Raw genomic sequence first — 12,430 nt, 5'->3', positions numbered from 1 at the left:
CCGTCGGCGGCCAGTCCGCCCTGCCGGGCGAACTCGACGAACATGCCCGGGGTGGACATCACGGTGACGCCGCCCGCCAGGGCGAGGGAGCAGTCGCCGGAGCGCAGCGACTGGGCGGCCAGGTGGACGGCGACCAGGGAGGAGGAGCAGGCGGTGTCGACGGTGACGGCCGGTCCCTCCAGCCCGAGGGAGTAGGCGATCCGGCCGGACACGACGCTGCCGGAGCCGCCGGTCAGGGCGTGGCCGGCGAGGTTGCCCGAGACGTCCTGCAGGCGCGGCAGGTAGTCCTGGGCCATGGCGCCCATGAACACCGCGGTGCTGCTGCGGCGCAGCCGGGCCGGGTCCTGGCCGGCGCTCTCCAGTGCCTCCCAGACGGCCTCGAGGGCGAGGCGCTGCTGCGGGTCCATGGCGAGGGCCTCGCGCGGGCTGATCCGGAAGAAGCCCGCGTCGAAGTCGGCCGCGCCGTCCAGGAAGCCGCCGGCGGGGACGAAGTCCGCGTCGGTGCCGACCTGCCAGCCGCGGTCCTCGGGGAACCCGGTGATCGCGTCGGCTCCGTCGGCGACGAGCCGCCACAGGTCCTCGGGGGTGGTGACGCCGCCGGGCAGCCGGCAGCTCATGCCGACGATCGCGATCGGCTCGTCGCCCGCGGGGGCGGTGCCGGTTTCCGCACCGGGGTGCTCCCCGTCCGGCTCCCCGGTGAACCGCTCGCGCAGGTGGCGCACCACGGCGGCGGGGGTCGGGTGGTCGTAGACCAGCGAGGCGGGCGTCTCCAGACCGGTCGCGGCGTTGAGCCGGTCCCGCAGCTGCACCGCGGTCACGGAGTCGAAGCCGAGCTCCTTGAAGGTGTTGTCCGCTCCGATCCGCGTGGTGTCGGTGTGCCCGAGCAGCACCGCCGCCTCACCGCGGACCAGCGTCCACAGGTCCTGCTCGGACATCCCGCCGGCGGCGGGCGCGGCCTCGGGCGCGGTGGCGCCGGCGGCGGGGGCCGGCCGCGTGACGGGCGTGGCGGTGGCGGCGGTCCCGTCGATCCAGTGGGTCTCGCGCTGGAAGGCGTAGGGGGGCAGCGGTACGCGCCGGGCGCCGGGGTAGCAGCTGCGCCAGTCCAGGTCGACGCCCCGGGTGTGGAGTTCGGCCATGGACAGCAGCAGGCGGTGCGTCTCGTCCTCGTTGCGGCGCAGCGTGGGCTGCACGACGGCGGAGCCGACCGTGCCCGCGATGTGCATCGTCAGCACAGGGTGCGGGCTGACCTCGACGAACACGCCGTAGCCGTCGGCGGCCAGCGCCTCCACGGTGGCGGCGAAGCGCACCGGCTCGCGCAGGTTGCGGTACCAGTACTCGGCGTCCAGGGTGGCCGGGTCGACCCGGCCGGCGACGACGGTGGAGTAGAACGCCACCCCGGTGTCGGTGGTGGGGGCGCCCGCCACACCGGCGAGCACCTCGTCCCGGATGGACTCCACGTGGTCGCAGTGGGAGGCGTAGTCGACGGGGACGATCCGGGCGCGGATGTCCCGGGCCCGGCAGTCGGCGACGGCGGCGCGGACGCCGTCGGGGTCGCCGGAGATCACCACGGTGCCGGGCGAGTTGACCGCGGCGACCGCGACGCGGGACCGGTCGACCTGGTCGGCCGGCAGGTCCAGGACGGCCATCAGGCCGCGTCCGGAGAGCTTCTCGGTGATGATCCGCGCGCGGGCGACGATCAGCCGCACGCCGTCGGCGAGGGAGAGGATGCCGGCGGCGGTCGCGGCGGCGATCTCGCCCTGGGAGTGGCCGATGACCGCGTCCGGCTCCAGGCCGGTCGAGCGCCACACCTCGGCCAGGGAGACCATGACGGCGAACAGCGCGGGCTGGACGACGTCCATGCGCGTGAGGGCGTCCTCGTCGCCGAGCACCTCGCGCAGCGACCAGCCGGCGTACTGCTGGAGCAGGGCCTCGCACTCCTCCATGCGGGCGGCGAACACCTCGTTCGTCCGCCACAGGCCGCGGGCCATGCCGGTCCAGTGCGCGCCCTGGCCGGAGAAGACCCAGACGACGCGGCCGCCCTCGGCGGCGGTGCCGGTGACCGCCCGCGCCGACGGCCTGCCCTCGGCCAGCGCGGCCAGGCCGTCGAGGAGTTCGTCGCGGTCGGCGGCGAGGACGACGCCCCGGCTCTTCAGCGGGGACCTGGTGGTCGCGGTGGACCAGCCGACGTCCTCGGGGCGCAGCGCGGTGTCGTCGCGCACCCAGTCGTGCAGCTGCCGGGCCTGGGCCCGCAGCGCCTGCGGGGTGCGGGCGGAGACCATCACCGGGACGGGCGTGCCGGGCGCGGCTCCGGCGCCGTGCCGCGGTGGGGGCGGGGCCTCCTCGGGGAGTGCGGGGCCGGGGCCGGGGCCGGATTCCGGGGCGGTCCGGGTCTCGGGGGCGGCGACGACGAGGTGGCAGTTGGTGCCGCCGATGCCGAAGGAGCTGACGCCGGCCAGCCGGGGGCCGTCGGGCCACGGCGCGGCGGTGGCGTTGACCCGCAGCTTCCACTGCTCCAGGGGGATGTCCGGGTTCGGGGTCTCGTAGTTGAGGCTCGCCGGCAGCACTCCGTGGCGTACGGACAGGGCGGCCTTGATCAGTCCGACGACGCCCGCGGCCGCGTCGAGGTGGCCGATGTTGGTCTTCACCGACCCCACGAGCAGCGGCCGCGCGGCGTCACGGCCTTCGCCGAAGACCTCGGCGAGGGCGCTCGCCTCGACGGGGTCGCCCGCCCGGGTGCCGGTGCCGTGCAGTTCGACGTACCGCACCTGCGCGGGGGTCACCCCGGCGTCGCGGTACGCGGCACGCAGCAGCGCGCTCTGCGCCTCGGCGCTGGGCACGGTCAGCGCGCCGGGGCCGTCGTGGTTGACGGCGCCGCCGAGCAGGACGCAGTACACGTCGTCGCCGTCGGCGACCGCGTCGGCCAGGCGCTTGAGCACCACCACGCCGGCGCCCTCGCCGCGGACGAAGCCGTTGGCGCGGGCGTCGAAGGTGTGGCTGCGGCAGTCGGGCGACAGGGCCCCGGCGCGGGCGAAGGCGATGGTGCTCTCCGGCACCAGGTTCAGGTGGACGCCGCCGGCCAGTGCCAGGCGCGCGGCTCCCGAGCGCAGGCTCTCGCAGGCCATGTGGACGGCGACGAGGGAGGAGGACTGCGCGGTGTCCACGGTCAGGCTCGGTCCGTGCAGGCCCAGTTGGTGCGAGACCCGGTTGGCGATGAGGCCCCGGCTCAGCCCGGCGACGGAGTGGTGGGACAGCGCGTCGGCGCCGTGCCGGTGCACCAGGGAGGCGTAGTCGTCACCGGTGGCGCCCAGGAACACGGCGGTGGCGCTGCCGCGCAGGCTCTCCGGTGCGAGCGAGGCGTCCTCCACCGCCTGCCAGCTCAGTTCGAGCACCATCCGCTGGCGCGGGTCCATCACCGCGGCCTCGCGCGGGGAGATGCCGAAGAAGCCGGCGTCGAAGTCGCCGACGCGGTCGACGAAACCGCCCCTGGGGTGGCGCGCCAGTTCGGGGATGTCCGTGGGCCACCGGTCGGCGGGCGCGTCCGAGATCGCGTCCCCGCCCTCCCTCAGCAGCTTCCAGAAGGCGCGCACGTCCTCGGCGCCCGGGACACGGCACGACATTCCGATGACGGCGACGGCATTCTGACCCACCCCGGTGAACCCTTGCCCGCACTCATTGACGCCCATAGAGCTCCAGCCCTTTCTACCCCTTTGGCTGCACGATCCGTGAACGGGCTCCGCAGATACACTTCGGCGCCGTCGAATCCGGTGGGACCGGGGCCGGTACGCGTCCGTCATCCGGCGTACCGCCGCCGTCGGCGGTGTGTTCGCGGGGTGTTCGGGTGCGGTGCGCGACCGCGGGGCGGCTCGTCCGTCGCGCCGTCCGGGAACGCCCGTAGCCCGCGCGGTGGGGCCGCGCGGGCTACGGGGTGCGAGGTCGGCCGCGGGGTGCGGCGCGGGAGGCGCCGGGGGCGGGCCGTGGTGCGGCGGGGCCGCACCGGCCGGTCTCAGGCGGTCGGCCGCGTCCGCGTCCGCCAGGAGCGGCCGATCGCCTTGACCAGGGAAGGCGTCACGAAGATGCGCCGGAAGGGAAGGATGAGGGGCATGTACACCTTGCCCAGCGTGCCCTTCTTCTTGACCAGGACGGCCATCTGGGCGTGGTACCGGCCGTTCCCGTCGTCCACCCAGCCGATGTGCATGGCCGCGTGCACGGTCTTGTTGACGACCTCGGTGACCCATTCGTCGGAGCTCTGGTAGACCGACTTCATCGGCACCACCTTCAGGTCCGGGCCGCAGGGGCCGTCGCGCAGGTCGTCCGGCAGCCGGTCCCGCAGGGACGGGTTGCGCGGGCCGAGGCCGTGCTTCTCCTCGTCCCACTTGAGGATGGCTCCGAGCCGCCAGCGGATCGCGAACAGCAGCTTGTACATCGGCGACGGCTTGAAGTCCGCCCCGTCGCTGTCGAACTGCTGGACCAGCAGGGCCAGATCGTCGGGGCCTCCCGGGGTGTCCAGGTCCCAGACGTCCTCGATCTCGAAGTCCTTGATGAACTCGTGGATCCGCCAGGGCCGCTCGGTGAACGCGGTGTTCGGGAGCCTCATGCAAACCTCCATTTTCCGTGGAACGGACGCGCGGGACACGCGCGTCGGTGGTGCCCGCCAGTACGTGCGTCGCGAGCGGACCTGCGTCCCACCCGGGCGCCCCGGTCGCCCGGGGCCCTGCTCCTGACGGGCCGGGCCGCCCCCGCTGGTCCCTCGGCGCGGGAACGGTCCGACGGCATCGCCAGGTGAACGGGCCACGCGCGGCGGAACCAACCTACCGGGGGGGGCCGCCGCCGCGAGGACGGTCCCCCGGTTCCCCGCAGCCGGCGCCCCGGCGCCGCCGGCGTGCCTCATCCCGCGGCCAGTCCGGCCTTCACCTTGCGCGGACGGAACACCATGCGGGCCCCGTTCCGGGGGATGTTGACGACCGTACGGCTGTGCGCGTACTCCGGCTTCGCGTCGGCGCGCTCGACGTCGCAGGTGGAGAGGATCTCGGTCAGCGTCGCCTTGATCTCCACGAAGGCGACGCGGTCGCCGAGGCACCGGGTGTGGCCGCCGCCGAAGGGGATCCAGGTGTGCGAGGCGGGCTTGACGCCGAGGAAGCGCTCGGGACGGAACTCGTCGGGCTGCGGATAGTTGTGCTCGTCCCGGTTGAGCAGGTAGGCGCTGGCCCACAGGCGGTCGCCGGGCTCGTACCGCACTCCGCCGATCTCGACCTGCTTGACCACCTCGCGGGGGACGATCTGCTGGATCGGCGGGCCGAGCCGCAGCACCTCGTGCACCACCGCGGTCAGGTACTCGTCGCCGGCGCCCTCCTCGATCTCGGCGCGCAGGCGGCGGACCACCTCGGGGTGCTGGGTGAGGAACTCCAGCGCCCAGCAGATGGCCGCGGCGGTGGTCTCGGTGCCCGCCAGGAACTGCGTCATGATCTCGTCGCGCATCTCGATGCGGCTGGGCTTGGAGCCGTCCGCGTTGGTGATGCCGAGCATCACGCCGAGGAGGTCGTCACCGGCCGCGCCGGAGCGCACCCGCTCCTCGATGGCCGCGTCCACCATCCGGTAGACGCGCTCGCGGCGGGTGAGGAACTCGTTGACGCCGTTGGGCCGGAGCAGGCGCAGCAGCTTCACCCTCCAGGCCGGCATCCGGTGGAACATCGTCATCGACGCGGGGCGGGAGTTGAAGTCCAGCATCTTCATCACCTCCTCGAACATCTGGTCCTCGTTCGACGGGCGGTGCTCGCCGAACAGGACCTCCATGATCACCTTGGTGGTGTAGCGGTGCGCGAAGGGGTGGACCGACACGACCTGGTTGCGGGGCCAGGACGCGACGGTCTCCTTGGCCAGCAGGCCGACCGCCTGCTCGATGCGCTTGAGCGCGTCGCCCCGGAAGCTCGGCATGACGCTGCGCCGCCGCGCGGTGTGCGCGTCCTCGTCCAGCCAGGCCAGGCCGTTCTGGCCGGTCCACTTCTCGATGGGGCCGTTGCTGGAACCGGTGTGCAGGACGTCCCGGGGCGCGAGGAACATGCTCTTCACGTCCTCCGGCGCCGAGATCACGTGGATGCGGATGCCGGGGATGATCTGCACGCGGAACCGGCTGCCGTACTTGGCGCGGCAGCTCTTCAGGAAGGGCTCGGGGCGGGCCCAGATGCTCAGCACCTGCCGCAGCCGTGCCATTTCCACCATGGGCAGCGAGGAGGACGGCACGACCGTCCGGGCGGCGGGGGCGGAGTGGTCGATCGGGCACTTGCCGCCGGACGCGGCCGCCGCCTCGTGCGCGTTGCTGGAGTTGTCCATGTTTCTTGCTTCCTTATCTCGTTGCCGCTTGGGTCATGTGTTCTTGCTGGGCGTCCTCGCCCGTACCGGCCGGGGCGGGCCGTCTCACCGGGCCGACCGCGAACAGGGCGAGACCGCTGACGAGGCTGGCGCCGGCCATGATCAGGAACGCGGCGCGGAAGGAGGACAGGTCGGGGGTGCCGGCGAGGACGGCGGCGACCACGGCGACGCCGAGGGCCATGCCGATCTGGCGGGACATGGACGCCATGCCGGTGCCGGTGGCGACGCGCTCCGGCGGCAGGGACAGCGTCGACGCCGCGGCCAGGGCGGGCAGGATGGCGCCGAAGCCGATGCCGCCGATGACGGAGCCGGGCAGGAAGTGGCCGGTGAAGTCCGGGGTGCCGTCCAGCACGCAGGCCCACCAGATGCCGCCCGCCGCGAAGGCGGTGGCACCGGCCAGGCCGACCAGATGCACCCCGTAGCGCACGGCGAGGATGCCGCTGGGTACGGCGAACACGGTGGCCGCCACCGGGCCCGGCGCGATCTCCAGGGCGCCGCGCAAGGTGGAGTGGCCCCAGACCTGGGTCAGGAACAGGATCGTCGACATGGCCATCGCGCCGACGCCCATGAAGAAGAAGCCGGTGGCGACGTTCCCCAGGGCCACGTTCCTGACCGCGAGGATGGCGGGCTCGATCACCGGCGCGGGGTGCCGCAGGGCACGGCGCACGGTGTAGGCGAGGCCGACCACGCCGACGGCCGACAGTCCGATGACCTGGGGGCTGCCCCATCCCCAGGACTGGCCCTGGGCGATCGTCGCGACGACCGCGGCGACGGACGCGGCGAGCACCGCGATGCCGAGCAGGTCCGGGACCGGACCGCCCTCGGCCGCGGACCTGCGCAGCGACCAGGCGCCGATCAGCAGCGCCGCCGTCCCGAGGGGCAGGTTGACGACGAAGACCCAGCGCCAGTCGATCTCCGCCAGCAGCCCGCCCAGCGGCAGCGCGGCGGCCGAGCCGACGCCGCCGACCGCGGTCCACAGCCCGATGGCGATCCCCCGCCGCTCCGGGGCGAACAGCCCGAGCAGCAGTCCCAGGGAGCTGGGGGCCATCAGTGCGGCGCCGACGCCCTGGAGGGCGCGGAAGGCCACGAGCACCTCCAGGGACGGCGCCGCCGCGCACACGGCCGACACGGCCGTGAACAGTCCGAGGCCCAGCAGGAAGACCCGCTTGCGCCCCGACCGGTCCGCCCAGCGGCCGCTGGGCAGCAGCAGCGCGGCGAAGGTGATGGCGTAGGCGCTCATCACCCAGGACAGGCTGGTGAGGCCGGCGGAGGGGAAGGACTCCTGCATGCTCGGGAACGCGATGTTGACGATCAGCATGTCCACCGCGGAGATGAACACCCCGATGAGGATGACCGTGATGGACATCCCTCGTCGAAGCCCGTCGCTGCTCATGCCTCGATCCACCTTTCGATTGCGCCCGCCGTGGCCGCGGACGCGGCCTCGATCAGGGCGAAGTGGTCGGCGGCGACCTCGACGTGGTCGTCGGTGTCCTCCCACCGCGGGCCGTTCGGCAGCGCTGCGCCGCCGAGCGGTTCGGCCGCCCGGATCATGAGGGTCCTGGTGGCGATCGGTTCCGGCCGCAGGCCGGTGAACAGGCGCAGATAGGCGCCCATGGAGAGCCAGCTGGCGTCGTCGACGGTCACCGGGCGCTGCTCGTGCTCGAGGATCCCCGCCAGCATGGCGGCGAACGCACGGCCCGCCTCGTCACCGCCGTCCCCGTCGCCGTCGAGTGCCAGCGTGTCGATCATGACGAGTCCGGTGAGCGGGGCTCCGGAGGACTCGAGGCGCTCGGCCAGCGACCGGGCCACGACACCGCCCATGGAGTAGCCGACGAGGACGAACGGGGCGTCCCCGACGGCCGTGCGGACAGCGTCCTCCAGGGCCTCCACCGCGACCTCCCCGGACTGCGGGGAGAGTCCGGTGCCGAAGCCCGGCAGCGAGCACACGAGGACGTCCCGCACTCCCTCGAAGTGGTCGGCCAGGCGCATGAACTGCTCCTGGCCGGAGCCGACCACGTATACGTAGGACGGTACGCAGACGATCTTCACCCGGCCCGGCCCGGAGGCCAGCTGCGCCAGGCGCCCGCTCCCGTCGGGCAGTTCGGCGGCCGACGAGAAGACCGGCCCGGCGCCCGCGTCCGCCACGAGCTGCCGCAGCGCCTCACGCATGGTGCCGGTCCCGGCGGCGTGGCGCAGCCGCACCCCGATCGTGTCCGGTGCCTGCTCGGGCGCGGCCGTGTCGGGGGCCCCCGAACCGACCCTCTTGAGCAGCTGCCGGGCGATCTCCGCCGGAGTGGGGTGCTCGAAGACGAACGAGACGGGCAGGCGCAGCCCGGTGGCCTGCGCCAGCCGGTTGCGCAGCCCGACCGCGCTCATCGAGTCCATGCCCAGTTCCTTGAGCTTGCGCTCGACGTCGATCAGCTCGTCGGCGGTGTGGCCCAGGACGGCCGCGACGTGCGTCGTGACCAGGTCCAGTACGACCCGCTCGCGGTCCGCGTCCGAGACGCCCGCCAGCCGCTGCGCCAGCGAACCGCCGCCCTGCTCCCGCTCGGCGGGCAGGCGGACCAGGCCGCGCAGCAGCGCCGGCAGGGTCCGCTCCCGGGCCTGCGACCGCAGCGCCGCCAGGTCCAGCTGCACCGGCGCCAGCAGCGCGGTGTCCACGGCGAGGGCCTGGTCGAACAGCTCCAGCCCGCGCTCGACGGACAGTCCGGCGGTCCCGGGGACGGCGGCGTCGCCCGCCCACGGGCCCCACGCCAGCGTGGTCCCCGCGAGTCCGGCGGCGCGGCGCCGCCGTACCAGCGCGTCGACGGCCGCGTCGGCCGCCGGGTCCTCGGTCCCGCCGCCCCCGAGGGAGGCGAAGGACGAGCACACCACGAAGGCGCTCGGGCCGGCCTGTCCGGTCCGTGCGTGCAGCCCCCAGGCCAGCTCCAGCCCGGCGGTACCGCCCGCGGCGTGGACCACCGCGGTCAGCGGCCGCTCCAGGGACTCGATCACGGCGTCCAGCCGGTCGGGGGCGGGCGCCTCGACGCGCGTACGGGCGCCGAGTTCCGCCAGTTCCGCCACCAGGGCGTCCGCGGCGGCGCCGGGCTCGTCGAGCAGCAGCAGGTCCCGTACGCCGTGGTGGGCGGCCAGGTGCGCGGCCAGCGCCGCGCCCACGGGGGTCGTACCGCCGGTGATCAGCACGGTGCCGCCGGAGAGGGACGGCGCAGGCCGGTCGGCGGAGCCCGCCGGTACCAGGGCCAGCCGGGGTGCCAGGAACTGCCCGCCGCGCACGGCGAGGTGCGGCTCGCCGGCCCGGATCAGCGCGCCCCACTCCGGGCCCGCCTCCCCGTCCACGTCCACGACGAGGAATCGGCCGGGGTGCGCGGCCTGCGCGGCCCGCAGGACGCCCCACACCGCGGCCTGCGCCGGGTCGGGGACCTCCTCGTCCCGGACGGCCACCGCGTGGCGGGTCGCCACGATCAGCACGGCGTCACCGGACGGCGCGTGGTCCAGCCAGCGCCGGACCAGGGCCGAGGCGTCGCCGGCGGCGGCGCGCACGGCGTCGGGTCCGTCCCCTGCGGGGGTGCCGGCCGTCGTGAGCACGGCCTGCGGGGCTGCCGCGCCGCCGTCGACGGCCGCCGCGAGAGCGGCCAGGTCGGCGTAGCGGTCAGCAGCTCCCGCGGGGACGTCGCCCAGCGCGGCGAGCCGCACCGGTGCGGCGGGGCCGGCCTCGACGGGCGTCCAGTCCACGCGGTACAGCGAGCTCTGGCCGCGGCGCAGCTCCTCCAGGTGGCCGGGATCGACCGCGTGGAAGGCGATGCGGTCGACGCCGAGCACGAGCGAACCGTCCTCTGCGTGGACGGCCAGCCGCAGGGTGTCGCCGTCGGAGGTGACGTGGACGCGACCCCCGGCGGTGCCGGTCGTGACCAGCCGCACCCCGGACCAGGCGACCGGCAGCTTGGGTGTCTCCTGGTCGGTGAAGCCCAACTGCCCCAGGTGCAGGGCGGACTCGAACAGGGCCGGGTGGATGCCGAAGTCCGCGGCGCCGAGCTCCTCCGGCAGCGCGAGCTCGGCGTACAGCTCGCCGCCGGAGCGCCAGGCCGCCCGTACGCCGTGCAGGGCGGGGCCGCAGTCGAGGCCGAGGCCGGCCAGCGCGGCGTACAGCCCGTCCACCGCCACCGGTTCGGCGCCGGCGGGCGGCCATGCGCCCGCCCGGCCCACGGCGGGCTCGGTGTCCGGTGCGAGCCAGCCCGTGCAGTGGCGGGTCGACCCGGCGTGCTGGTCGCCGTCGGGGCGGGAGTGGACCGTCACCGGGCGGCGGCCGTCCTCCCCGGGCGCGCCCACGATCGCCTGGATCTGCAGTGCCGCGCCGTCGGCCAGCAGCAGCGGCGCCTCGAACATCATCTCGTCGAGCAGCGGCGTGCCGACGCCGCGGCCCGCGGCCAGCGCCAGCTCGACCAGCGTCGTGCTGGGCGCGACGGGCAGGCCGAAGGCGGCGTGGTCGCGCAGCCAGGGCTGGGACTCGTGGGACAGGCGGCCGGTGAGGACCCACTCGTCGCGGTCGGCGAGCTGCATGCCCGCCGTCAGGACCGGGTGCTCGACGCGGCCGAGGCCGGAGGCGGCCGGGTCGCCGCCGGTGGCCCGGCTCGCGCTCGGCCAGTACCGCTTGCGCTGGAAGGCGTAGGTGGGCAGCGGGACCTGCCGGGCGCCGGAGCCGGCGAAGCAGGCGGCCCAGTCGACCTTCACCCCGGCGATGTGCGCCTCGGCGAGGGAGAGCAGGAACCGCTTCATGCCGCCCTGCCGGCGGCGCAGCGAGCCGACCACGCCGACCCGGCCGGCGCCGGTCGCGGCGACGGTCTCCTCCGTCGCCACGCCCAGCACCGGGTGCGGGGACATCTCGAGGAAGCAGCCCGCGCCGTTCTCGACGAGCGCGCGGACGGCGGGCTCGAAGCCGACGGGGTTGCGGAGGTTGGCGTACCAGTACGCGGCGTCCATGTCCGCGGTGTCGATGAACGCGCCGAGCGCCGTGGAGTACAGCGGGACGCTCCCGCTGCGCGGCTCGACCGGGGCGAACGCCTCCAGCATCTCGGTGCGGGCCACCTCGACGTGCGGCGAGTGCGAGGCGAAGGTGGCCGGGATCCGCTTGGCCCGGATCTCCTCGCGTTCGCAGTGCTCCACGAGCGCGTCGACCGCGTCCAGGTCACCGGCGACGATCACGGCCGTCGGGCCGTTCACGGCCGCCACGGAGACACAGTCACCGTACGGGGCGATCAGCTCCTCGACCTGCTCGACCGGCAGGGCCAGCGAGGCCAGGCAGCTGGCGCCCATGAGCCGGTCGCGGGCGATCCGGCTGCGCACGGCGATGACGCGGGCCGCGTCGCGCAGCGACAGCCCGCCCGCCACGTAGGCCGCGGCGACCTCGCCCTGCGAGTGGCCGACCACGGCGGACGGCTCGACGCCGTGGGAGCGCCACAGCGCCGCGAGGCTCACCATCACCGCGAACAGCGCCGGCTGCACCACGTCGACGCGCTGCAGCGACGGCGCGCCGGGGGCGCCGCGCAGGACGTCCTCCAGGCTCCAGTCCACGAACTCGGCGAGCGCGGCGCCGCAGGCTGCGATCTCGGCGGCGAACACCGGTGAGGTGTCGAGCAGTTCGACCGCCATGCCTTCCCACTGCGCTCCCTGTCCGGGGAACACGAACACCGGCTTGGCGGTGGTGGAGGGACGGCCGAAGGCCGTCCGCTCGGTCACGTCGCCGACGGCGAAGGCGGCCAGCTCGCTCGCCAGCTCGTCGCGGTCGGCGGCCACGAGCACCGCGTGGTGCTCCAGTCGTGCCCGTGTGGTCAGCTGGGAGTGGCCGAGGTCGAGCACGGAGAGACCGGGGTTCTCCAGAAGGTGCCGCCGCAGACGCTCGGCCTGGGCGCGTACGGCCGCTTCGGTACGCCCGGAGAGCAGCACCGGCGTCGCGGGAGCCGGCGCCGCGTCCCCGGAGCCGTCGTCCGTGGCCTCGGAGGCCGGGGCCGGAGCTTCGGAGGCCGGGGCGTCGGAGCCGGCGGGTGCCTCCTCGACGATGATGTGCGCG

5 protein-coding genes are annotated in these 12,430 nt (G+C 74.8%); all 5 read right to left on the bottom strand.

Features of this window, described 5'->3' with window-relative positions; genetic code table 11:
* On the bottom strand, positions 1-3,647 hold a 3,647-nt coding region (locus IH00_RS39295), incomplete at its 3' end, for a type I polyketide synthase (RefSeq protein ID WP_158828170.1).
* A gap of 356 nt (positions 3,648-4,003) precedes the next feature.
* Positions 4,004-4,594: a DUF2867 domain-containing protein gene (locus IH00_RS0135745; protein WP_031080612.1), complete on the bottom strand. Its 591-nt coding sequence runs from the start codon at positions 4,592-4,594 to the stop codon at positions 4,004-4,006.
* A gap of 290 nt (positions 4,595-4,884) precedes the next feature.
* Positions 4,885-6,327 carry a cytochrome P450 gene (locus tag IH00_RS39290; RefSeq protein ID WP_052411908.1) on the bottom strand — a complete coding sequence of 481 codons (1,443 nt, stop codon included), beginning with the start codon at positions 6,325-6,327 and terminating at the stop codon, positions 4,885-4,887.
* 13 nt (positions 6,328-6,340) lie between these two features.
* Positions 6,341-7,759, bottom strand: a complete 1,419-nt coding sequence (locus tag IH00_RS0135735) for an MFS transporter (RefSeq protein ID WP_078888154.1) — start codon at positions 7,757-7,759, stop codon at positions 6,341-6,343.
* Positions 7,756-12,430 (bottom strand): alpha/beta fold hydrolase (locus IH00_RS38355; protein WP_031080605.1); only part of this gene is annotated, 4,675 nt, incomplete at its 5' end. The genes IH00_RS38355 and IH00_RS0135735, both read right to left, overlap by 4 nt.

It is taken from the genome of Streptomyces sp. NRRL S-118 (assembly GCF_000716335.1).
GTDB lineage: Bacteria > Actinomycetota > Actinomycetes > Streptomycetales > Streptomycetaceae > Streptomyces.
Note: the sequence above shows the minus strand (reverse complement) of the source record. Positions and strands in the feature narration are given on the sequence as shown.